This is a genomic window from Roseovarius salinarum, from assembly GCF_002834145.1.
Taxonomy (GTDB): Bacteria; Pseudomonadota; Alphaproteobacteria; order Rhodobacterales; family Rhodobacteraceae; genus Roseovarius; species Roseovarius salinarum.
In genome coordinates this window covers 86222-109678 of record NZ_PHNT01000003.1, presented here as the reverse complement: position 1 = coordinate 109678, position 23457 = coordinate 86222, and the positions used below count along the sequence as shown (strand labels likewise).

20 protein-coding genes and 1 tRNA gene are annotated in these 23457 nt (G+C 65.9%); 8 read left to right on the top strand and 13 right to left on the bottom strand.

Features of this window, described 5'->3' with window-relative positions:
- Nucleotides 1-128 precede the first annotated feature (128 nt).
- The 8 genes from tdh to CEF10_RS04795 form a co-directional block, all read right to left on the bottom strand.
- Nucleotides 129-1154: an L-threonine 3-dehydrogenase gene (tdh, locus tag CEF10_RS04830; protein WP_198586150.1), complete on the bottom strand. Its 1026-nt coding sequence runs from the start codon at nt 1152-1154 to the stop codon at nt 129-131.
- An 11-nt stretch (nt 1155-1165) separates the two neighbouring features.
- On the bottom strand, nt 1166-2359 hold the full coding sequence (locus CEF10_RS04825) for a glycine C-acetyltransferase (RefSeq protein ID WP_101066899.1): 1194 nt from the start codon (nt 2357-2359) through the stop codon (nt 1166-1168).
- A 99-nt stretch (nt 2360-2458) separates the two neighbouring features.
- Nucleotides 2459-3505 (bottom strand): tRNA epoxyqueuosine(34) reductase QueG, encoded by a 1047-nt coding sequence (gene queG / locus CEF10_RS04820; protein ID WP_101066896.1) that lies wholly within the window; start codon nt 3503-3505, stop codon nt 2459-2461.
- A gap of 78 nt (nt 3506-3583) precedes the next feature.
- Entirely contained in the window at nt 3584-4249 is a 666-nt protein-coding gene (gene fzlA, locus CEF10_RS04815) for an FtsZ-binding protein FzlA (RefSeq protein WP_101066894.1), read from the bottom strand.
- 99 nt (nt 4250-4348) lie between these two features.
- Nucleotides 4349-5029, bottom strand: a complete 681-nt coding sequence (mtgA, locus tag CEF10_RS04810) for a monofunctional biosynthetic peptidoglycan transglycosylase (RefSeq protein WP_232796404.1) — start codon at nt 5027-5029, stop codon at nt 4349-4351.
- 97 nt (nt 5030-5126) lie between these two features.
- Complete coding sequence (locus tag CEF10_RS04805) at nt 5127-5495, bottom strand: DUF4189 domain-containing protein (RefSeq protein ID WP_101066890.1); 369 nt, start codon at nt 5493-5495, stop codon at nt 5127-5129.
- A gap of 65 nt (nt 5496-5560) precedes the next feature.
- Nucleotides 5561-10093, bottom strand: coding sequence for a glutamate synthase large subunit (gltB, locus tag CEF10_RS04800; RefSeq protein ID WP_101066888.1), 4533 nt, complete (start codon nt 10091-10093; stop codon nt 5561-5563).
- 64 nt (nt 10094-10157) lie between these two features.
- Nucleotides 10158-11591 carry an NAD(P)-dependent oxidoreductase gene (locus CEF10_RS04795; RefSeq protein ID WP_198586146.1) on the bottom strand — a complete coding sequence of 478 codons (1434 nt, stop codon included), beginning with the start codon at nt 11589-11591 and terminating at the stop codon, nt 10158-10160.
- Between the two features lie 221 nt (nt 11592-11812).
- Between CEF10_RS04795 and CEF10_RS04790 the strand changes: the two genes are divergently transcribed.
- The gene (locus CEF10_RS04790) at nt 11813-12616 is read left to right on the top strand and encodes an undecaprenyl-diphosphate phosphatase (RefSeq protein ID WP_101066884.1); all 804 of its coding nucleotides are present in this window, start codon (nt 11813-11815) and stop codon (nt 12614-12616) included.
- A 4-nt stretch (nt 12617-12620) separates the two neighbouring features.
- Here CEF10_RS04790 and CEF10_RS04785 read toward each other — a convergent pair whose 3' ends face one another.
- Nucleotides 12621-13607 carry a complex I NDUFA9 subunit family protein gene (locus CEF10_RS04785; protein WP_101066881.1) on the bottom strand — a complete coding sequence of 329 codons (987 nt, stop codon included), beginning with the start codon at nt 13605-13607 and terminating at the stop codon, nt 12621-12623.
- Nucleotides 13608-13755: 148 nt separating this feature from the next.
- Here CEF10_RS04785 and CEF10_RS04780 point away from each other — a divergent pair.
- The 7 genes from CEF10_RS04780 to CEF10_RS04750 all read left to right on the top strand — a co-directional run bounded on the left by CEF10_RS04780 (nt 13756) and on the right by CEF10_RS04750 (nt 18048).
- Nucleotides 13756-13842 (top strand) — tRNA-Leu (locus tag CEF10_RS04780).
- Nucleotides 13843-14240: 398 nt separating this feature from the next.
- Nucleotides 14241-14852: a ribonuclease D gene (locus CEF10_RS04775; protein WP_101066879.1), complete on the top strand. Its 612-nt coding sequence runs from the start codon at nt 14241-14243 to the stop codon at nt 14850-14852.
- A 47-nt stretch (nt 14853-14899) separates the two neighbouring features.
- Nucleotides 14900-15472, top strand: coding sequence for a hypothetical protein (locus CEF10_RS04770; RefSeq protein ID WP_232796403.1), 573 nt, complete (start codon nt 14900-14902; stop codon nt 15470-15472).
- Nucleotides 15473-15521: 49 nt separating this feature from the next.
- Nucleotides 15522-15968, top strand: coding sequence for an LptA/OstA family protein (locus CEF10_RS04765; RefSeq protein WP_101067101.1), 447 nt, complete (start codon nt 15522-15524; stop codon nt 15966-15968).
- A gap of 4 nt (nt 15969-15972) precedes the next feature.
- On the top strand, nt 15973-16731 hold the full coding sequence (lptB, locus tag CEF10_RS04760; protein WP_101066875.1) for an LPS export ABC transporter ATP-binding protein: 759 nt from the start codon (nt 15973-15975) through the stop codon (nt 16729-16731).
- A gap of 246 nt (nt 16732-16977) precedes the next feature.
- Nucleotides 16978-17541, top strand: coding sequence for a ribosome hibernation-promoting factor, HPF/YfiA family (hpf, locus tag CEF10_RS04755; protein ID WP_101066873.1), 564 nt, complete (start codon nt 16978-16980; stop codon nt 17539-17541).
- Nucleotides 17542-17583: 42 nt separating this feature from the next.
- Nucleotides 17584-18048, top strand: coding sequence for a PTS sugar transporter subunit IIA (locus tag CEF10_RS04750; RefSeq protein ID WP_101066871.1), 465 nt, complete (start codon nt 17584-17586; stop codon nt 18046-18048).
- A 5-nt stretch (nt 18049-18053) separates the two neighbouring features.
- Here the strand turns inward: CEF10_RS04750 and CEF10_RS04745 are convergent, their stop codons facing one another.
- The 4 genes from CEF10_RS04745 to CEF10_RS04730 all read right to left on the bottom strand — a co-directional run bounded on the left by CEF10_RS04745 (nt 18054) and on the right by CEF10_RS04730 (nt 23428).
- Nucleotides 18054-19484 (bottom strand): nodulation protein NodH, encoded by a 1431-nt coding sequence (locus CEF10_RS04745; RefSeq protein WP_101066869.1) that lies wholly within the window; start codon nt 19482-19484, stop codon nt 18054-18056.
- A 4-nt stretch (nt 19485-19488) separates the two neighbouring features.
- Complete coding sequence (locus CEF10_RS04740; protein ID WP_101066867.1) at nt 19489-21183, bottom strand: DUF5927 domain-containing protein; 1695 nt, start codon at nt 21181-21183, stop codon at nt 19489-19491.
- A 19-nt stretch (nt 21184-21202) separates the two neighbouring features.
- Nucleotides 21203-22189, bottom strand: coding sequence for a glycosyltransferase family 2 protein (locus tag CEF10_RS04735; RefSeq protein ID WP_101066865.1), 987 nt, complete (start codon nt 22187-22189; stop codon nt 21203-21205).
- A gap of 216 nt (nt 22190-22405) precedes the next feature.
- The gene (locus CEF10_RS04730; protein ID WP_101066863.1) at nt 22406-23428 is read right to left on the bottom strand and encodes a glycosyltransferase family 2 protein; all 1023 of its coding nucleotides are present in this window, start codon (nt 23426-23428) and stop codon (nt 22406-22408) included.
- Nucleotides 23429-23457 lie beyond the last annotated feature (29 nt).

Genomic DNA, 23457 nt, shown 5'->3' with positions numbered 1-23457 from the left:
GCCCCGATGCCAACCCCGAACGCGATCAGTCGGCGGAAAACTCCCCGGTCGCGTCAGTTCGCCCAGTATCCCCGCCGAAGGCGCCCAGACGGCGCGGAGGCGATACCGTCCGCGGCGGCAAACCCGCGTCAGCCCCAGTCCATCACGACCTTTCCGGCATCGCCCGACAGCATCGCGGCGAAGCCGTCCTCGAAATCGTCGATCGGGATGCGGTGCGTGATGACCCCGTTCACGTCCAGCCCGCTTTGCAGCAGGGCGATCATCTTGTACCAGGTTTCGAACATTTCCCGGCCGTAGATGCCCTTGATCTGCAACATCCTGAAGATCACCGTGTTCCAGTCGACCGGGAACTCGGTGGGCGCGATGCCCAGGAGCGCCACCTTCCCGCCGTTGTTCATCCGCGCGATCATCTGCTGCATCGCCGGGGCGGCCCCCGACATCTCCAGCCCGACATCGAAGCCTTCGGTCATTCCGATCTCGTCCATCACGTCGCGCAGGGATTCCGATGAGACATCCACGACGTGCTGCACGCCGAGGGTCCGCGCCAGGTCGAGGCGATAGGCATTGATGTCGGTGATGACCGTCTTGCGCGCGCCCACGCGCTGGGCCACCAGCGCGCCCATGATCCCGATCGGTCCCGCGCCGGTCACCAGCACGTCCTCGCCCACGAGGTCGAAACTCAGCGCCGTGTGCACCGCGTTGCCCAGCGGGTCGAGGATCGCGCCGATCTCGTCGGGGATGTCGTCGGGCAGCGGCACGACGTTGTCCTCGGGGATGCAGAGGTATTCGGCAAAACTCCCGGGGCGGTGCACGCCCACGCCCCTCGTGTTGCGGCAAAGGTGACCGCGCCCCGCCCGGCAGTTGCGGCAGACCCCGCAAACGATGTGCCCCTCGCCCGAGACGCGCTGGCCGATGCGGTACTTGTTCGCGGCCGCGCCCGTCTCGACGATCTCGCCAGCGAACTCGTGGCCAACGACCATCGGCACCGGCACCGTCTTCGCGCTGAACTCGTCCCATTTCCAGATGTGCACGTCGGTCCCGCAGATCGCCGACTTGCGCACCCGGATCAGCACGTCGTTGGGCCCCGGCTCGGGCACGGGCACGCGCTCCATCCACAACCCCGCCTCGGGTTTCGCCTTGACCAGCGCCGTCATGCGGTTGTCCATCAGATGATCTCCAGCTCGCGGCCCACGGTTTCAAAGGCCGCGATGGCGGTGTCCAGCATCTCGCGGCTGTGCGCCGCGCTCATCTGCGTTCGGATGCGGTCCTGATGTTCGGGCACGACCGGAAAGCTGAATGCCGTGACATAGACGCCGTGATCGCCAAGGCGCGCAGCCATGGTCTGTGCCAGTTGCGGATCACGCAGCATGACGGGGATGATCGCGTGGTCGCCCGGCAGCAACTCGAAGCCCAGCGCGTCCATCCGTTCGCGGAAATGGGCCGCGTTGTCCCAAATGCGCGCGCGCCGGTCCGCCCCCGCCTCGAGCATTTCGAAGACCTTCAGTGAAGCGCCGGCAATCACCGGCGCCAGCGTGTTGGAAAACAGGTAAGGCCGCGACCTCTGGCGCAGCCAGTCCACCACCGGCACCGAGGCCACGGTGTAGCCGCCCGAGGCCCCGCCCAGCGCCTTGCCCAGCGTGCCCGTGACGATGTCCACACGGTCGGTCACGCCGAATTTCTCCGGCGTGCCGCGGCCGGTCTCGCCCACGAAACCGGTGGCATGGCAATCATCCACCATCACCAGCGCATCGTAGCGGTCGGCAAGATCGCAGATCTCGTCGAGCCGGGCATAGGTGCCATCCATCGAGAACACCCCGTCGGTTGCGATCAGCCGATGCCGCGCGTGCCGTGCCTCTTGCAGGCAGCGTTCCAGGTCCGCCATGTCGGAATTGGCATAGCGATACCTTTGCGCCTTGCACAACCGGATCCCGTCGATGATCGACGCATGGTTCAGCGCGTCCGAGATCACCGCGTCGTCGGGGCCCAGGAGCGTCTCGAACAGACCCGTGTTCGCGTCGAAACAGCTGGGATAGAGGATGCAGTCCGCCTTGCCCAGGAACCGGGCGATCCGCGCCTCGAGCAGTTTGTGCTCCTCCTGCGTGCCGCAGATGAAGCGCACGCTGGCCATGCCATAGCCGTACCGGTCAAGCGCGTCGTGCGCCGCATCGATCACCTGCGCATCGTCGGCCAGCCCGAGGTAGTTGTTGGCGCACAGGTTGATCGCCGCGCCGCCCCCTTCAAGCGCCACCTCTCCGGCCTGCATCGAGGTGATGACACGCTCGCTCTTGTAAAGCCCGTCCTCGCGCAAGCCATCGAGACGGTTGGCGATATCGCTGTCGAATCGTTGGGATGCTTGCATCGGTGCGCTCCTTGCGGTGTCCCGTGGTCAGATTGGGCATCCGGCGCGCCCCCTCTGGCCCGTTTGCGCCGTATCGCGCCGCAAACGGAAAGGTTGCGCTCAACCCGCGGTCCCCGACAGCCGCGCGACAGCCCAGCGCGCCGCGTCGGCAACGGTCGTATCGGCATCCTCGCACAGATCCTGCGCCACGGGCAAAAGCGCCGGGTCGCCGGAATTGCCGATGGCGTAGGCGACGTTGCGCACGAAACGGTCGCGCCCGATCCGCTTGATCGGGCTGCCCGAGAACTTCGCACGAAACCCCGCGTCATCCAGCCGGGCCAGCTCGGCCAGCGGCGGCGCGACGAGGTCCTCGCGCGCATGATAGCGCTGCTCGCGCGCGGCCTGCGCGAACTTGTTCCACGGGCAGACGGCCAGGCAATCGTCGCAGCCGTAGATCCGGTTGCCCAACAAAGGGCGCAGCGCCTCGTCCACCGGCCCGCGATGCTCGATCGTCAGATACGAGATGCAGCGCGTCGCATCGAGCTGGTAGGGCGCGGGAAAGGCATCGGTCGGACAGACGTCCAGGCATGCCCGGCAAGACCCGCAGTGATCGGTCTCGACGGGGTCGGCCGGCAGGTCGAGCGTGGTGAAGATCGAGCCGATGAAGAACCAGTTGCCCAGCTGCCGGCTCAGCAGGTTGGTGTGCTTGCCCTGCCAGCCCAGGCCCGCCGCCTGCCCCAGCGGCTTTTCCGGCACCGGCGCGGTGTCCACGAACACCTTGACCTCCACGCCGTCACCCGCCTCGGCGATCAGCCAGCGCGCCAGCCGCTTGAGCCGCTTCTTGACGATGTCGTGGTAATCGCGGTTCTGCGCATAAACCGAAATCGCCCCCCGGTCGGACTGTTCCAGAACCGACATCGGGTCATGGTCCGGCGTGTAGCTTTCGGCGAGCATGATGACCGAGCGCGCCTCGGGCCAAAGCGCGTGCGGATCGCCCCGCCAGTGCGCCCGCTCGGCGAGCCAGCGCATCTGCCCGTGCCGCCCGCGTTCGAGGAACTCGGCCAGCCGCGCCGGCACGTGGCCCACGTCCCATGGCCGGCAGACACGGGCCGCATCGAACCCTTCCTCAAGGGCCCGCGTCACCAGTTTGTCCTTCAAGGCATGCATGCTTCATCTTGCCCGAAATACTCCGGGGGAGTCGCCCGCAGGGCGACGGGGGCAGCGCCCCCGACCGCGCGGTTCGGTTCAGAAATCGAGGTCGGCATAATGCGCCGGCGGCGGGAACCCCGGCACCTGATCGGCCAGGATACCGCGGAACGCCGGCCGCGACTTGATCTTGGCGTACCAGTCCTTGACCGTCTCGCTGCGGTGCCAGTCCACATCCGATATGTAGTCCAGCGCCGAAAGATGCGCAGCGGCCGCGAAATCCGCCAGGGTCATCGTGTCGCCCGCCAGCCAGCGGCGATGGTCCAGCAGCCAGCCCATGTAATCGAGATGGTACTTGATTGCCCGCGCACCCGCCTTGACGTTGGTGCTGTCGGGAAACCCCTGCCCCGTGACCTTCTTGTTCACGCGTTCGTACAACAGGTTCGCCGTGACCTCGTGGTGGAACTTGTCATCGAACCAGGCCACCAGCCGGCGCACCTCGTAACGGGCCGCGGCGCCCTTGGGCATAAGCGGCGGCTCGGGGTGCTTTTCCTCCAGGTATTCGCAGATCGCGGCGCTTTCGGGCATCACCATGCCTTCCATGCGCAGCACCGGCACCTTGCCCGCCGGATTGCGGCGCAGGAAATCCGGATGCTTTTCCCAGTAGCGTTCTTCGACCAGCTCGCACTCGATCTTCTTCTCGGCCAGGCTCAGTCGAACCTTCCGGCAGAAAGGCGAAAGCGGGACGTGATAGAGCTTGGCCATGAAACCTTGGTAACCTTTCGGGAAGCGTGTCCTCAATGCCCCGAAGCGGAGCGGGTTTCAATCCTCGATCGGGGCGACAGCGCGGCGCTGCACCGCCGCTCATTCCCGTGGCGCGAAACAGGCGGCCCGCCCGTCCGCCTCGATCGTGGCCGCGCCGTCCATGATTGCCGCCGCGCGCTTGCGCAGGCGCGGTGCCGGGTCGACGGCCGAGCGGCGTTTCGGCGCGGGCAGAACGGCGGCCAGCCGCGCCGCCTGCCGGGCGCTCAGGTCCGTCGGGGCCACCCCGAAATGATGGCGCGCCGCGGCGCCGATGCCGAAAACGCCCCGGTCGAACTCGGCCACGTTGAGATAGACCTCCACGATGCGGCGCTTGGGCCAGAGCGCCTCCACCGCCGGCGTGATCAGCGCCTCGAGCGCCTTGCGCGCCCAGTTGCGACCCTGCCAGAGGTAGACGTTCTTGACGACCTGCTGGCTGATCGTCGACGCGCCGCGGCCGGCCCCCTCGGCCAGGGCCGCGCGGATCGCAGCCACGTCGAAACCCCAGTGCGTGCAAAACCCGGAATCCTCCGCCGCGACAACCGACCGCGCCATGACCGGCGCCACCGATTCGAGGGCCACCCAGTCATGCTGGATCCCGCCGAGGCGGGCGGCCTCCTGCTTCATGTAGTAGGTCGGCCCGGGGTCCAGGAACCGGTGCGACAGCACCACGAGAACCACGACCGTCACGCAGATCGCGGCAAATCGCAGCGTCCAGCGCCGCAGCCAACGCAGCGGCGTCATCCGCGCCCCTTTTCCTTTTCGTTTCCCGGCCATCCGGCCCAGCTATAGCGGCAAGCCGGCGAATGCAAAACCGCCTGTCGCGGCCGGGCCGGGCGCATTACCGCGAACAGGACCAGACGACGACTCGGCAGTTGTAGGTGTGCTGCCCGCAATGGTTCAGTGCGGCCGTCTCGGCGCGGGCGCGGATGCTGTCATGGGCCCAGCCCCAGCCGCCATCGTGCCCGACGGCCATCGCGGCACAGGCGTTGTGGAACGTCTTGATGTTCGTGCAGTCCCATCCGCACCCCTCGGCGGCGACATTGTAGGCTGCCTGTTCCGACCTTTGACCATAGGCATAGCCATGGACCCCGCCGGGTCCGAAGCCGACAGCCCCCCAACAATACCGGTATCCGCACTGTCCCGCGGCAGCCGCACTGGCCAACACGAGACCGGCGAGCACCGCGCAGGCCGCAATCCAGGTTTTCATGACGATTCCCCCTTTGACGCAAACCAGTATGCGCCGCAGGGGCGGAATCACCAAGGTGTTCGGGCCTACTCGGCCGGCACGGCGCTGTCCTCGATGCCGAGCGGATGATCGAGCTTGTCGAGCATCTCCTTCGGACAGACCTGAAGGAAATTGTCGCGCTCGAAGTCCCAGTTCTGCAGGATGTCGCGCGCCTTCCGGCTGCCGGTTTCATCGGCGTGACGCTCGATCAGGCCCTTGAGTTCCGACAGCCAGTGCGCCTCGCGCACGGGACAGGTGACGAGCGTTTCCATGTTCATGACCGTCTCCGCGCGCCCTTCCGGATCATGGAGGTAGGCCATGCCGCCGGTCATCCCGGCGCCGAAGTTGGCCCCGACCCGGCCCAGGATCACGGCGACACCGCCGGTCATGTATTCGCAGCCGTTGGAGCCGCAGCCCTCGATCACCACATGCGCGCCCGAGTTGCGCACCGCGAACCGCTCGCCGGCACGGCCCGCGGCGAAAAGATAGCCGCCGGTCGCGCCGTACAGCACGGTGTTGCCGATGATCGTGTTGTCGGCGGCGGTCAGCGGGCTGGCCATGGGCGGGCGCACGACGATGGTTCCGCCCGACAGCCCCTTGCCGACGTAATCGTTCGCGTCGCCCGACACCTCGAGCTTCAGGCCCGGTGCCGCGAAAGCGCCCAGGGACTGCCCCGCGCTGCCCGACAGCTTGATCGTCAGGTGGTCGGGTTGCAGGGCGTTGCGCATCCCGAAGTTGCGCACGATATGGCTGGAAACCCGCGTGCCGACCGTGCGGTGCGTGTTCTGCACCGCATAGGAAAGCTGCATCTTCTCGCCGTCCTCGAGGAACCGCTGCGCGTCGCGCACGATCTCGGCGTCAAGCGTGTCGTCGACCTCGTTGCGCGCGCGCTTCCCGTCGTATCTGACCTTCTCCGCGCCCTCCACGGTGATGAGCATCGGATTGAGATCGAGATCGTCGAGATGCGCGCTGCCCCGGCTGACCTGCGTCAGGAGATCCGCGCGGCCGATCACCTCGTCGAGGGAACGCGCGCCGATCGACGCCAGGATCTCGCGCACCTCCTGCGCGTAGAACGTGATGAGGTTGACGACCTTGTCGGCGTTGCCGGTGAACTTGGAGCGCAGGCGTTCGTCCTGTGTGCAGACGCCCACCGGGCAGGTGTTGGACTGGCACTGGCGCACCATGATACAGCCCATCGCGATCAGGGCAGCGGTGCCGATACCGTACTCCTCGGCGCCCATCATCGCGGCCATCACGATGTCGCGGCCCGTGCGCAGCCCCCCGTCGGTGCGCAGCGTGATGCGGCCGCGCAGGTTGTTGACCGACAGGACCTGGTGCGCCTCGGTCACGCCCATTTCCCAGGGCAGGCCCGCATACTTGATCGAGGTCGCCGGCGATGCCCCGGTACCGCCGTTGTGGCCCGACACAAGGATCACGTCGGCCTTGGCCTTGGCCACGCCCGCCGCGATGGTGCCCACGCCCGACTGCGCAACCAGTTTCACACAGACCTTCACGCGCGGATTGATCTGTTTCAGATCGTAGATCAGCTGCGCGAGATCCTCGATCGAATAGATGTCATGGTGCGGCGGTGGCGAGATCAGCGTCACGCCGGGCGTCGAGTGGCGCAGCCGCGCGATCAGCTCGGTCACCTTCATGCCCGGCAGCTGGCCGCCCTCGCCGGGCTTGGCGCCCTGTGCAACCTTGATCTCCAGCTCCTCGCACTGGTTGAGGTATTCCGCGGTCACCCCGAAGCGGCCCGAGGCCACCTGCTTGATCTTGGCCGACGGATTGTCGCCGTTTGGTTCGGGCACGAAATGCGCCGGGTCCTCGCCCCCCTCGCCCGAATCCGAGCGCGCGCCGATCCGGTTCATCGCCACGTTCAGCGTCTTGTGCGCCTCGGGCGAAAGCGCACCAAGGCTCATGCCCGGCGTGACGAAGCGCTTGCGTATCGTGGTGACGCTTTCCACCTCCTCGATCGGCACCGGGGTGCCCAACGGCTTGATCGCCAGCAGATCGCGCAGGTGGATCGGCGGATTGGCCTGCATCTTGGCGCTGTACTGTTTCCAGATCTCGTGGCTGGCCTTGTTGCAGGCCATCTGCATCAGATGCATGGACTGCGCCCCCCACGCATGCGTCTCGCCCGAGCTGCGCATCTTGTAGAACCCGCCGATGGGCAGCACGTTCTGGCCGCCGCGCCACGCCTGGGCGTGGATCTCCTCGATCTTGGTCTGGATGCCGCTCACGCCGATGCCACTGATGCGGCTGACCACGCCGGGGAAGTACTCGGCGCACATCGCCCGGCTCAGCCCCACGGCCTCGAAGTTCAGCCCGCCGCGGTAGGACGAGATCACGCTGATGCCCATCTTGGACATGATCTTGAGGATCCCGAGGTCGATGGCCGCGCGGTAGCGCGCCACGGCTTCGGTCAGCGTGCCGTCGATGAGGCCGCGGTCGATCCGGTCGGCAAGGCTGTCCTCGGCCAGGTAGGGGTTGACCACGGTCGCGCCCGCCCCCACCAGCACGGCGAAATAGTGCGGGTCGATGCATTCGGCAGAGCGCACGCCAAGCGAGCAGAACGTCCGCAACCCGCGCCGCGTGAGATGGCTGTGCACCGCCGAGGTCGCGAGGATCATCGGCATCGGGGCCCGCGCCACGCCGGAGTGGTGATCGGTCAGCACCAGGTGCCCGGCACCGGAGCGCACGGCGTCTTCGGCCTCCGACCGGATGCGTTCCAGGCCCTCGCGCAGCGACCCCTTGCCCAGGGCGAAGCTGCAGTCGATCTCGACCACCGCGCCCTCGAGTTCGCGCATCAGCGCGTCCCACTGCGCGTTGCCGACGAAGGGCGATTCCAGAACGTGGATTTCCGTCTGGCTGCTGGATTCGTCGAGCACGTTCTTGAGGTTGCCGAACCGCGTCTTCAGGCTCATGACCCGGAATTCGCGCAGGCTGTCGATGGGCGGGTTCGTCACCTGGCTGAAGTTCTGCCGGAAATAGTGGCTCAGCGGCCGGTATTTCTTGGACAGGACCGCGCTGGGCGTGTCGTCGCCCATGCTGGCCACGGCCTCCTTGCCGTCCTCTGCCATCGGTGCGAGGATCTGCTCCAGTTCCTCGACAGAGTAGCCGGCGGCGATCTGGCGCTTGCGCAGCTCGCTGCCGGTGAACATCGGGGATTCCGCCACGCCCGACAGCTTCTTCTCAAGGTCATTTATCTTGCCGACCCAGTCGCCGAACGGAAGCGCGCGCGCCAGCTTGTCCTTTATCTCGGTATCGTGAAACAGCTCGCCCTTCTTCATGTCGACGGCCAGCATCTGGCCCGGACCCAGCGCGCCCTTCTCGCGCACCGATGCCTCGTCGACGGGCACCATGCCGGCCTCCGAACCGGCGATCACCAACCCGTCACCGGTGACGACATAGCGCATCGGGCGCAGCCCGTTGCGGTCCAACCCGGCACAGACCCAGCGGCCGTCGGTCATCGCCAGCGCGGCGGGGCCGTCCCACGGCTCCATCACCGAGTTGCAGTAGGAATACATGTCGCGCCACGCCTGCGGCAGTTCACGCGCCTGCTTCGACCAGCTTTCGGGCACAAGCATCGTCTTGGCCATCGGCGCGCTGCGGCCGGCGCGCACCAGGACCTCGAACACCGAATCCAGCGCCGCCGAGTCGCTCGACCCGCCGGCGACGATCGGCTTGATATCGTCGGCCATGTCCCCGAAGGCCGAGGAGGCCATGCGGATCTCGTGGCTCTTCAGCCAGTTCAGGTTGCCCTTGAGCGTGTTGATCTCGCCGTTGTGGGCCAGCATGCGGAACGGCTGGGCCAGCCACCATTGCGGGAAGGTGTTGGTGGAATACCGCTGGTGGTAGATCGCGAAGCTGGACTTGAACCGCTCGTCCATCAGGTCGGGGTAGAACACGGCGACCTGCTCGGCCAGCATCATGCCCTTGTAGATGATCGACCGGCACGACAGCGAGGCGATGTAAATCTCATTGATACCCGCGCGGCTTGCGGCCTTCTCGATCCGGCGGCGTATGACATAAAGCTCGCGCTCGAACTCCTCCTCGCCGATCTCCTTGGCGTTGGAAATCAGGATCTGCTCGATCTCCGGACGGGTGGCGTTGGCCTTTTCCCCGAGGCAGGTGATGTCCACCGGGACGTGCCGCCAGCCATAGATCGTGTGCCCCATGCGCAGCACTTCGGTTTCCACGATGGTCCGGCAGGTCTCCTGCGCCCCGAAATCGGTGCGCGGCAGGAAGACCTGGCCCACTGCCATCAGGCGGTCCTCGTGCGGCTCGTGGCCAGTGCGGCGGACCTGGTCGTAGAAGAAGGGCACCGGGATCTGGATATGCATGCCCGCGCCGTCACCCGTCTTGCCGTCGGCATCCACGGCACCGCGGTGCCAGATCGCCTTGAGGGCGTTGATTCCGGCCTCGACCACGCGGCGGCTGGGCTTGCCATCAAGCGATACCACAAGCCCGACGCCGCAGGCGTCGTGTTCCTCTTCCTCGCGGTACATCCCGTTTTCGGCCAGCCACCGGCGCTTGGCGTCCTCTGCGGTTTTCCAGTCGCGATCCAGCTTCGTCATGTCAGGTTACCCTTCTTCTGGCCGGGTGGGCCGGTTTTCCTTTTGGGCGGTCCGCGGTGCGGCGTTATTCGGCGGCCATGGCCGTCGCGCCCCCAAGGTCATCAAGGATCGCCTGGGCCGCGTCACGGCCGTCGCGGATCGCCCAGACAACCAGGCTCGCGCCCCGCACGATGTCGCCCACGGCATAAACCCGCTCCATCGCCGTGCGCCCGGTCGTGAACTCTGCCTTGACGGTGCCCCAGCGCGTCACCTCCAGCTCGGGCTGATCCCAGAGCGCGGGCAGGTCCTCGGGCTCGAAGCCCAGGGCCTTGATCACCAGGTCGGCCTGTTCGTCGTATTCGGCGCCCTCGATTTCCTCGGGGCTCTGGCGTCCGGTGGCGTCCGGGGCGCCCAGCCGCATCTGCTGGACCTTCACGGCCGTCACCGGGTCGCCGACAAAACCCTTGGGGGCGCTGAGCCATTTGAAATCCACGCCCTCTTCCTCGGCATTCGCGACCTCGCGCTGGGACCCGGGCATGTTGTCACGGTCCCGGCGATAGAGGCACTTGACCGAAGTCGCGCCTTGCCGGACCGCAGTGCGCACACAGTCCATCGCGGTGTCGCCGCCACCGATGACCACGACGCGCTTGCCCTGCGCGTTCAGCTCGCCGCTGTCGAACTCGGGGACGCTGTCGCCGAACCCGACACGGTTGCTGGCCGTCAGGTAATCGATGGCACGGACGATTCCCGCCGCCCCCGATCCGGGGCCCTGCAGATCGCGCGACTTGTAGACCCCCGTGGCGATCAGCACGGCGTCATGCCCGGACCGGATGTCATCGAAAGACATGTCAGTGCCCACGTCGCAGTTCAGTTCGAACGCCACGCCACCTTTTTCCAGCTGGTCCATGCGCCGCATCACGACCTCCTTTTCCAGCTTGAAGCCGGGGATGCCGTAGGTCATCAGCCCGCCGCCACGGTCGTAACGGTCATAGACCGTCACCTGCACGCCCGCGCGGCGCAGCACGTCGGCGGCCGCCAGCCCGCCGGGGCCGGCCCCGATGATTCCCACCGATTCGGCCCGCTCGTGATCGGGGGCGGGCACGTCCACCCAGCCCTGCTCCCAGGCGGTGTCGGTGATATACTTCTCCACCTGCCCGATGGTGACCGTGCCGTGGCCGGCCTGCTCGATGACGCAGTTACCTTCGCACAGCCGGTCCTGCGGGCAGATTCGCCCGCAGATCTCGGGGAAGGTGTTGGTGGCCTGGCTGGTTTCGTAGGCCTCGCGCAGGCGCCCCTCGGCCGTCAGGCGCAGCCAGTCCGGGATGTTGTTGTGCAGCGGGCAATGCGTCTGGCAGTAGGGCACGCCGCACTGGCTGCACCGGCCGGCCTGTTCGCGCGCCTTGGCGTCGGCGTACTCGGCATAGATCTCGTGGAAATCCTGCCGGCGGTCCGCCGCTTCGCGCTTTTCGGGCATGTCCCGCCCGACGGTCACGAACTTCATCATCGGTTGCTTCGCCACGGCACGAACTCCGTTTTCCTGTTCCAGCCTTGACCTTGTAATTTATGTCGAGGGGAAAGAAAAGGCATACAGGCTTACCTAAAATACAGTTTCATAGCCGCAGCGCAGCATCAGGGCCGCAATTTGCCAAGATTTTCAGTCCGCTTCGGACCTAAAAGTGCCCTTTCATGTTCACGTCGATGCGATATAGGTGGCATCGGCAGCAGCGCAGGCCCGTCCCGATGACCCTTTTCCATCTATTCATCGTCGCCGTGATTCAGGGCCTTACGGAGTTCCTGCCGGTCTCCTCTTCAGGACACCTGATCCTGCTGCCCAGGCTCGGTGGCTTCGACGATCAGGGACAGGTCATCGACGTCGCCGCCCACGTCGGCACGCTTCTGGCGGTAATCGTCTATTTCTGGCCGGACGTGCGCGGCGCGCTTGGTGGCCTGCCGCGGCTCCTGACCGGCCGGATCGACACGCCCGGCGCTCGGCTGGCGTTCCTGCTTCTCGTCGCCGCGATCCCGGTGATCGTGGTCGGCTTGGCACTCAATCTCACGGGGTTCAGCGACGTCCTGCGCTCGGTCGCCGTGATCGGCTGGGCGATGCTGCTTTTCGGCCTCCTGCTCTACTGGATGGATCAACGCGGCGCTTCGATCAAAAGCCAGGCCGACTGGACACTGCGCGACGCCATCAGGATGGGCCTTTGGCAGGCGCTGGCGCTGATTCCCGGCACATCCCGGTCGGGCATCACGATCACGGGCGCCCGCGCGCTCGGCTATGGCCGGCACGACGCCGCCAAACTCGCGATGCTGATGTCGATTCCGACGATCATCGCCAGCGGCGTGCTCATGGCAAGCGAGGTTGCGCTTCGGGCCGACGTGGCGGCGGCACGCGACGGCCTTCTGGCAGCGCTGCTTGCCTTCCTGGCCGCGCTACTGGCGCTGGCGGTGATGATGCGGTTGCTGCGCCGCGTCAGCTTCACGCCCTACGTGATCTACCGCGTCGCGCTGGGCCTCGTTCTGCTGGCCATCGCCTACGGCTGACCCGCTAGCCCCCGGTGCGCAAGTTTTCCGCCGATTCGTGAATATCCGAATACTGGCCGGCCGCGCGGAACCGCCAGAGGTAGTCGGGAAGAACCGCCTCGAGCAACATCGGCTCGATCCCCAGCGCCTCGAATCCCTGAGCATCGGCGGCGACCACGTTGTCCACCTTGAGGCTCTGGACCTGGTCTCGGGTGATCTGGGCCGGGAACAGGCCCAGCGTCACCGTCTGCGCGAGTTCCATGAACCAGCCGAGGATCGACGCCATCCAGAACGGAATGTTGACGATCGCGCGGCGGCGGCGGATCACCTGCAGCATCTGCTGCATCAATTCGCGGAAGGTATTCACGTCGGGCCCACCCAGTTCGTAGATACCCGGCGCCGCCTCGCCAAGGACGCCCATCGCGGCGGCATGCGCGACGTCATCCACATAGACCGGCTGGAATTTCGTGTCGCCGCCCACGACCGGCAGGATCGGCCCCCAGCGCGTCATTGCCGCAAAGCGGTTGAAGAACGCATCCTCCGGCCCGAAGATGACCGAGGGGCGCAGGATGACCGCATGCGGGAAGTGATCCCGGATCGCGGCCTCGCCCTTTGCCTTCGTCTGCGCATAGATGCTTTCGGAGTCGGGGTCCGCCCCGATCGCCGAGATGTGGACGAGCCGGTCCACGCCTTCCTCGGCGGCGATGCGCGCAATGCGTGCCGCGCCCTCGTGCTGCACGGCATAGAAATTGTTGCGCCCCTTGCGGTCGAAGGTGCCGACGCAGTTCACAACGGCATCCGCGCCGCGCGTCACCGCGCGCACGCTGTCATCGTCGCGGATGTTGCAGGCCACGGGCGCGACCTGGCCCACGACGCCATAAGGCTTGACGAAGATCGCCTCGTGAGGATTGCGCACCGCCACGCGCACGCGCCAGCCCGCCTGCGCCATCCGCAGCGCGATGTAACGGCCGACGAACCCCGAGCCGCCGAAAATGGTCACGAGCTTTGACATGCGCTGGCCTCCGGGCTGTTTTCTGTCGTGCCCCTAACTACCCGTCAGGGCGGACTTGGACAAGACGAATGCGCCTTCCCGCGGTTTCGACGAAAAAGCCCGTTGACAGCGTTGCGCACCGCGTCTAAACGCCGTCGCCACGACACCTGCCCAGGTGGCGGAATTGGTAGACGCGCTAGCTTCAGGTGCTAGTGTCCGTATGGACGTGGTGGTTCGAGTCCACTCCTGGGCACCATAAAATTCCCGTAAGCTACTGATATTTCCGGATATGGTCGAGGCACCGCTCGCGCGCATCCGCCCAACCATACACCCTTGGGCCGCTGCACCCCCACCTGGCCCCGTCCCGCTTTTGTGCCGCTCCAGGTTCTCGTTTTCGCGACTTGCGGGCCGGGTCGTCGCCATCGGGTTTCGCGCAGGTTCGAGCATGGCGCGGAGGACCGGCCCGGGTTCCGCATGACCCCCCCGCTCGGGCGGAATGCGTTGACCGTGTTGCGGCCCGCCTGACGCCCCTGTGACCCGGGTCGAAACCGGTGGCGACATGACAGAACATCGCTTGCTCATCGGCGACGGTGTTGCCCTCCGCCCACCGAACGCATATCTGTCGCGCATCTCGTTTTCGCTTCCGGAACCGGCATGGCCAATCACCTGCACAAGACCGATCTTCCCGATGGGCTCGACCTCGGGCCGGTCGTTGCCATCGACTGTGAAACCATGGGGCTCAATCCGCACCGGGATCGGCTCTGTGTTGTCCAGCTGTCTGGCGGTGACGGCCACGCGCACATGGTACAGGTCGAGCAGGGGCAGAGCCGGGCGCCCAACCTCGAGGCGCTTATCGAGAACCCCGATGTTCTCAAGCTGTTCCATTTCGGACGCTTCGACATCGCCGTGCTTTACCACGCTTTCGGGGCGCTTGCTGGGCCGGTCTACTGTACCAAGATCGCCAGCAAGCTGGTGCGCACCTACACCGACCGCCACGGGCTCAAGAACCTGCTGCAGGAACTGCTGGGAATCGACATCTCGAAACAGCAGCAATCCTCGGACTGGGGCGCGGAAACGCTGACCGACGCACAGCTCGAGTACGCGGCCTCGGACGTTCTTTACCTTCACCAGTTGCGCGCCGCGCTCGACACGCGGCTCGCGCGCGAGGGACGGGCGGAACTGGCACAGAGCTGTTTCGATTTCCTGCCGACCCGGGCACGCCTGGATCTCGCCGGCTGGCCCGACATCGACATCTTCGCCCACTGACCACCATGACGTGGCGCGACAATTTCTATTCCAACATGGTGGCGTGGATGAAGATCCTGCTGCCACTGGCGGCGCTGGGGATACTGTCGACGGTTTTCATGCTCTCGCGCTCCGTGGATCCGTCCCGCTCCATCCCCGCAGCTGCAGTCGACGTTCAGAAACGTGCGCGCGACCAGGGCGCCACACGCCCCACTTTCGCCGGCGTCACCACTGGCGGAGACCAGGTTTCGCTGTCGGCCGACAGCGCCCGCCCCCACCCGGACCACAAGGAAAGGATCATCGCCCGGAAGGTGCGCACCGATGTTCGGCTGACCGGCGGCACGGTGATCGAGATGCGCGCGGAAACGGCAGAGATCGACCAGGCTGCGCTGACTGCAGACCTCAGGGGCGACGTCACCTTCGAAACCTCCGCCGGGTACAGCCTGCACACCGAAGCGCTTGCGACAAGCTATGACCAGCTGTTCGCCGAATCGAAGGGCGCGGTTTCGGGCAAGGCACCGGCCGGTCGGCTCGAGGCCGGACGCATGCGGCTGACGTCACGCCCCGGGAGCGACGACGCCGAATTGATTTTTGCAAACGGAGTCAAGCTGGTATACAAGCCGGCGAAATCCGGGGATTGACCGCGTGCACCGACTGACCCTTCTGGCCGCTTTCCTGGCCCTGGCCACCATGGCGGCGCAGCCCGCCGCGGCACAGGGCGCCGAAGTCGCCTTTGGCGGCGCAGGGCAGGCGCGCGATCTTCCCGTCGAGATCAGCGCGGACAACCTGACGGTCAACCAGAACGACGGCGCGGCGGAATTCACCGGCGACGTGTTCATCGGGCAGGGCGACATGCGGTTGTCGGCGCCGCGGGTGCGGGTCATTTATCGCGAGAACAGCGACCGGATCGCACGGCTCGAGGCGACGGGTGGCGTGACACTCGTCAGCGGCGATGACGCGGCAGAGGCCGCGCGCGCCGATTACGACGTCGAGAACGGCACCATCGACATGCGCGGGGACGTGCTGCTGGTCCAGCGCAACACGACACTCACGGCCGAGCGCATGACCGTCGACACCGTCGCCGGCACGGCACGGATCTCGGGCCGGGTCAAGACCGTGATCGGCGCAGGGGACTGACCGCGTGGCAGCCCCGGACCTTCATATCGCCCACGAGAACACCGGCCTGACGGTGGAGAACCTGCGCAAGAGCTACCGCCGCCGCGTGGTGATCCGGGAGGTCTCGCTCACCTTGCGGCAGGGCGAGGTCGTGGCCCTGCTCGGCCCCAACGGGTCGGGCAAGACGACGACCTTCTACGCCATCGCCGGGCTGGTCCAGCCCGAGGGCGGGCACGTTCGGCTGGACGGGCGCGAGGTCACGACGCTGCCAATGTACCGCCGGGCCAAGCTCGGAATCGGTTACCTGCCGCAGGAGATGTCCATCTTTCGCGGCATGTCGGTCGAGGACAACATCAGCGCCATTCTCGACGTCGCCGAGCCCGATCGCCACAAGCGGCGCGAGAGGCTCGAGGAGTTGCTGTCGGAGTTCTCCATCGAGCACCTGCGCCGTGCCCCCGCGATGGCGCTTTCGGGCGGGGAACGCCGCCGGGTCGAGATCGCGCGCTGCCTTGCCGCCGATCCGCGCTACCTTCTTCTCGACGAGCCGTTCGCCGGGGTCGACCCGATCTCGGTCGGCGACATACGCCACCTCGTCGCCGACCTGCGCAACCGCGGGATCGGCGTCCTCATCACCGACCACAACGTGCGCGAGACGCTGGAGATCGTCGACCGGGCCTACATCCTGCACGACGGGCAGGTCCTGATGTCGGGCACGCCGGACGAGGTGGTTGCCAACGAGAACGTCCGCCGCGTCTATCTCGGCGACACCTTCAAGATCTACTGAGGCCCCCGCATGGCGCAGGGAATTCACGCGTGGCGCCGGCTGCGCGCATTGACAAGCCACCCGGAAAGCGCCTCAATTGGTGGCATGGCTTCCGTGATTTCCGCGCCTTCAACGACCCGGGCCCGCCGCCGGCCCGCGTTCCGGCGCGCCGGGCGGAGGTCATGTTCCTGCATTCGGGGCTGACCTTCCGGCCGGCGGCCGGTATCCATTTCGCTGTGCCCCGAGATGTCAAGAAAAGGAGAAAAGATGCGCTACCAGATAAGCGGAAAGCAGATCGACATCGGCGATGCCCTTCAAACCCACGTCAAGGAGGAGCTGGGCACCGCCGTGGCCAAATACGCCGAAAGGCCGACCGACGCGCACATCATCTTTTCCAAGAGCGCGAACGAGTTCGTCTGCGAGTCCATCGTGCATCTTTCCACCGGCCTGACGGCCCAGGCCAAGGCCCACGCCCACGAGATCTATTCGGCCTTCGACAAGTGCTGTGACAAGCTCGAGAAGCAGCTTCGCCGGTACAAGAGACGCCTGAAGGACCACCACCGAGAGCGCGCGCAGCCGGTTGAACTCTCCGGGGCGTCCTCATATATCCTCGCGACTGGAGACGGAGGCGAGGATTCGGAACCGGAGAGCCTGCAACCCGTGATCGTGGCCGAGATGGAGACCAAGATCCCGTCTCTTTCGGTCGGCGAAGCGGTAATGCAGATGGAACTCGCCGGGGCGCCAGTGCTCGTTTTCCACAACGAGAAAAACGACGGGTTGAACGTGGTCTACCGCAGGGATGATGGCAACATTGGCTGGATCGACCCGTAACCGGGGCAACGCCGCCCGCACCGTCGCAACGATCCGAGACGAATGGATATCTCAATGATCCTCAAACCCGAGGCCGTCCGCGTGGTTTCCGCCGCCTCGAGCAAGAAGCGGCTGCTCCACGAACTGGCCGATATCGCCGCGACAAGCTATGCCGTGTCAGCGACCGAAGCCGTCGAGGCGTTGCAGGAACGCGAAAGCCTCGGGCCCACGGGTGTCGGGCAGGGTGTCGCCCTGCCCCACGCGCGCCTCGACGGGCTGGACGATGTCGTGGGCGCGATGGTGCTGCTGGAAAAACCCGTCGATTTCGAGTCGGTCGATCGCCAGCCGGTCGACCTGGCGTTCGCGCTGTTCGCGCCGCACGACGCTGGGGTGAAGCACCTCAAGGCTCTGGCGCTTGTCTCGCGCACGCTGCGTGACCCGGCCATCCGCTCGAAACTGCGCGCCAACAACGACCCGGCGACGCTGCACACCATCCTGACCGAAGCACAGGCCGTTCAGGCAGCCTGAACGCCTCAGCCTCTCCAGGGGCCGAACCCGAACATGACGTAATCGCGGTGATAGATCGCCGCGACCCTGTCCTCGATGTCCTGGTCGTAGATCTCGGCAAGCGGAAAGGGCACATCCGGGCCCGGCGTTCCGGGTGGCCCGGCGGCCGGATATCCCACCTGCATGGCCAGCGCGGGCAGGTAGGCCTCCATCTCTGCGTCCCGCACGATCATGTCGGGCAGGAGAACCTGCGCCATCCCCTGCAGCACGGCCTCCTGCGTCGCCCAGCCGGCATCGACACGAACACCTGTCTGACCGGACAAGTTCATGCGGAGGAAATCGAGGAAGGCCACGAAGGCCGCCCGATGCGCATCGCGATCATAGCTTTCTCCGGGTCCGCGCGCAGGAATCGGAAGCTTGTAGAAATTGCGCAAGGTCTTTCGGATCTCCGGCAGCGCGTTGGGGCCCGGGTGCAGGATCCGGGTGCAGAACACGGTGTGGACGCGTGCCACCGGGTGCCGCAGCACGGTGAAACTCCGGTGGCCCGGCGACTGGCGCTTCCAGCGGCGCAGATCCTTCTGGTTGAAGCCGGTCCGCAAGTCCTCCGGCGTAACATCGTCAAGCCCGGCCAGCCAGCCGCGCACCTCTGTCACCGGCCCACCCGGCACCGGCATGTAAAGCAATGGCGCATGCAGGCCCGCAGCGTGGGCCGGTACCGCGGGGCCGCGGCGCGGTTCGAAATTCGGCGTGCGGGTCAGGTTGAACCGGTCGGGCCGCGACAGCGCGCGCTCCATTTCCTTCGGGTTGGTCACCTTTTCGGTCAGCGCGCCCGGGTTCTGTATCTTCAGGGCCCCATCAAGCCGGTCCAGTTGCTCCCGGCTGCCGAGGAACCGCGCCAGCCCGTTGATGACGTCCAGGTCGCCCAGATCCTCGTAGGCGAGATAAAAGGCCGTCTGCCCCGTCGTCTGCAGCCCGTGCAGGATTCGCATCTGGAACGCCTGGAGTTCGGTGACGTGCCGGTCGAATTCGGCGGCATCGAAGCGGGCCTTGCCGGGCTTTCGTCGCTTGACGTTGGTCAGCTTCCACTGCCCGGTTTGCTGGGCGATCTTCCACGACACGTAGCTTTCTGCCGGGTTGCGGGTCAGGACGATCTTGGCGCAGCGCGGATCGGCCAGGCAGATCTCGAACGCGCGCGCATCGTGGTCGTGAAAGAACCGGAACCCTCCCAGGCCCTGGCTATGGCTCTTGATCCGCGCGATCAGTTCGGCAGGGGCGGCCTCGCGCATCGAGCGCGTGACCCCGAGGATGTGGTCGCGGTTGGGATTCCCGATGAAATGCGGGTTGAACGCCTCGCCGTGGCACTCGAAGGAATCGAACGCATTGAGGTTGGCCTCGAGGAAATTGGACCCTGTGCGCATCTCCGCGAACACCACGAAATAATCGAAAGGGCCCACCATCGCGTTACTTCACCACATAGGGCTTGCGTGCCGGCTCGGACGCCTCGACCATCGGCTCGGCCGAGAAATCGCCCATCAGGTAAGGGTGCATCCCCTGGTTCTTCAGGTTCTGCAGGAACTGGCCAAACCCGGTCAGATCGGTCATGCGCGGGACCTCGGCCAGGCCGCGCGCGCTTTGCTGGCCGATCTCGTCTATCACGGTCTGCAAAGGCTCCATCGGTGCCTCGACGAACTCGGCCATCGTCCACACCCGGATCCGCGCCCTGGACCATTGTGACCGCAGAACATCAAGGTGGGCGCTTTCGACCTTCTGCAGGCGGGCGGCTTCCTTCCGTATGTCGGCGAAGTTGAGATTGGACTTGAAAAGGGGGACGGCCCAGGCGCCGGTGATCACCGAGATCTGCGCGTTGCGGTCAGTCGCGAGATCCCATTCGATGGCCCGCTTGTCGCGCGGACCGTACTGGAAACACTGGCGCTCGCCCCGGGTGTTCCAGATCAGGTTCGACAGGAAGGCACGCGCATTGCGGTCACGCAGCTTGGCGCTGTCGCTGAGCGCGCCGTTCATCGTGCCGTGCCCGCCGGCGAATTCCGCGCGTTCCGGCGCGAAAAGATGCCCGTGAACGCGTGCGCCCGTCATCTTTGCAAGCCAGGTTTCGAAATTCTCGAACAGGTCGCTGAACCCTTCGAAGACGGAATAGGGCGCACATGTAAGCCCGTTTTCCTGCGCGGCGGCGGGAAAACGCGACTGCATGAACAGCCCCGGCCGGCCGCGTGTGCGCCGCTCGACCGCCTTGGCGAAGACCCGGTCGATCTTGCCGGGGTTGGGTTCGGCGCGCTTCATCGCACCAGCCTCGTCGGTCAGGAAGGCATCGTAAAGCTTGTCGGCATAGGGCCAGATCTTGCGCGCCACGAAACAGTCGGACCGGCGCAGCAACTGCAGATGGTCATCGTAGAAAATGTGCGGCTTGCCCTGGAAATCGAACTTGGACAGCGTGAGCGACCGGCTTTCGATCTGCCGCGAGTACAGCCGCGCCAGCGTCTGGAAATAGCTTTCGTCGGGTATCCAGACCTTGCTGAAGAACCGGTCGTAAGTGGCGCGCTCGGGATCCTGCAGGATGGCCGAAAGCGTTTGCCGCGTCAGGCACCACCACTGCGAGCCCATGTGCGGTTCGATCCCCGCGGGCAGCCGCCGTTTCAATCCCAGCTTGCGTTGCAGAGCAACGTAGGCATCGAAAAGCCAGCGCCGCTTCTTCCAGGAAAACGGGAACCGAAGGGTGAAGCGTTCGTGCTCCAGCCCGCCGATGGTCCACGGCACATCGGTCGTCGTGGCGGATTCGATGAAGTCCGTTTGCGGTCGCGCGGCGAGATAGTCGATCAACTCCTGCACCGGCCGCAACGGCAGGCAGGACCCCGACGCCAGGTAGACGTGCCGAACCTGCGGAAAGCGCTCCAGCATCATCTCGGAGGCGTCCTGGGTGGCAGCCACGATGCCCCAGGTTCCCCATTCGCACCGGTGGCGCGCGCAGAATGCCACGTCGGGAAGATCGGACAGCCGCTTGACGAAACCGTTGTAGGTCTTCGCGGGCACCCGTCGATCGACGTGAATGACGACCGGGCAGTCCGAGGCGGCCCAGTGCCGGATCACCTGCTCGGCCCGGCCGAACGCGGTGTGCACCAGCATGACGATCCCGACACTCACGCGAACCCGTCCTTTCCCGTCATGCCCAGTTTCCTTTGGACATAAGGCCCAGGATCTCGAGCTGGCGCCAGTTTATATACTTCTCCGACCATTTGCACCAAAGCTCCGTCTGCTCGGCAAGGCCTTCGGAATAGGCCGCGTATTCCTTGCTGTTGGCATAGTGCTGGCGCCGCGCCATTTCCTCGCGCGCCTTGGCGGGAAAGGTATCGAGGAACTTGGTGTGCAGCAGCATGCCGCTGACCCTCTCACCGCCCCATTCGTCGTAAACCAGGTTGAGCCCCCGCGGCAGCAGCATGTGGGTGGAGCTGACGTAGGCATAGCGCCGGTGCCACTTGACCAGCGGGATCTTGTTGAGCGCGGGCGCCTGGCCCGGTGCATCGCGAAAGAACACGCGCGCCCGCGGGCCGCCCTGGATCCAGAGGTTCCCGTAGAAATGGTTCTTCTCGATCGTGTAGTTTCCCGGATCGAACCACGACGCGATCTCCAACGGATCCTGCCCCGCAGAGTAGGGCGTCGCGTTGATCGTCCCCTTGGGATACATGTCCAGCAACATCGCGCTGAACGACCGGATCGACGAGACGTCGAGCCAGTCCGTCAGGGCCCGGATCGGCCGCGTGTCGCAGAACGGGTAGACGAAGAACTCGTCGGGGTCGACGACCAGCGTCCAGTGTCCGTGCCCGTAGCGGGACTGCAACCAGTTCAGCCAGTCTACCCCGAACCGTGACCGCTTGTAACTGGCCCCGGTGGACCAGAGCGACACATCCTCCTGTTCGGCCAGGTAATCACGCCCGCCGTCCGTGCTGGCATTGTCGACCATGAGGAAATGCGAGATCCCCATCTCGCGGTAATACCGCAGGAAATAGGGCAGCCGGACGCGTTCGTTGCGGAAGGTGGAAAACAGCAGGATGTCGCCCGGCCGGATCGCGCGCGTCCGATTGACGACGGGCGTCAGCGAGAAATGCTTGCGAAAGGCACGTGCCCTGGCGTGCTTGCGCCGAAGGCGCATCCGGTATGACTGCCACAAGCTCACGCCCCAAGTTCCGTCCTTGCCCCGATCATCGCCCGCCTGCCGACAACGGGCGGTTAACGCGCCTCAGTCCGCCGCGTCCCTGTTGCGGGAACTCCGGCATGACGATCCCGGTCTTCGCCGGGTTCCCGGGCAGAATAGGCGCTATCGGCGCATGGGTAAACGGTTTTGACCGGGCCACCGGGGGCGCCTCGGTCAGATCCATCCCCCCCGCGACATCAGCCCCATCGCCTCCAGCTGGCGCCAGCTCCGCAGCCGGGTGGACTGTGGATCCCACAGGTCCGGGTTTTCCATCAGGCTGTCATAGTAGCTGTCGTAAAGCGCACTGTTGGCGAAATGCTCCCGCCTGCGTTTTTCCTCGGCCGATTTCTCCACGATCGTGTGCAGGAACTTGGTGTGCAGCAAGACACCCGACGTCTTCTCGCCGCCGGCTTCGTCGTAGACCAGGTTCAGGCGTCGCGGCAGAAGCGCATGGGTCGAGTTCACATAGACATACCGCCAGTGCCACCGGACCAGCGGCACCTTGTTCATCGTCGGCGCCCGGCGCGGCCGGTCGGCGAAGAACAGCCGCGCGCGCGGACCGCCCTGCACCCAGAGGTTCCAATGCTTTTCCTGGCGGGTGATCGTGTAATTGCCGCTGTCGAACCAGCACAGAATCTCGAAAGGGTCGCGGCCGGCATCGTAGACCTGCGACCTGACCGGCCCTTTCGGATACATGTCCAGCATCAGCGCCCCGAAGGACTCCGCCCCGGCACGCTCCAGCCATTCCGTCAGCGCCGGCAGGGGGCGCGTGTCGTGATAGGGATAGACGAGGATCTCGTCGGCATCGAGCGTCAGGCACCAGTGGCCGTGCGCATGGCGCATCTGCAGCCACGTCAACCAGTCCAGCCCGAAGCGCGACAGCTTGTAGCTGTGGGGGGTGGACCACAGCGAAACGTCGGGCTGCTGCGCAAGGTAGGCGGCGGTGCCGTCGTCGCTGCCGTTGTCGACGAAAAGGAAGTGATCGACGCCCAGCCGACGGTAATGGTCCAGGAAGTACGGCAGCCGGATCGCCTCGTTGCGCACCGTCGAGGCGGCAAGGATGTCGCCGGGGCCGATCCGGCCCGTGCGATCGGCGACCGTCGCAAGCTGGCGCCGCTTGCGGAATGCCCGGTGAAGCAGCCGGCGGCGTTTCCAGCGAAGCCGGTAGGCCATGACAGGGTCCGCGATGCGCTCCATCCCCGTGCGTCTCCCTGCGCGCTGCGGGA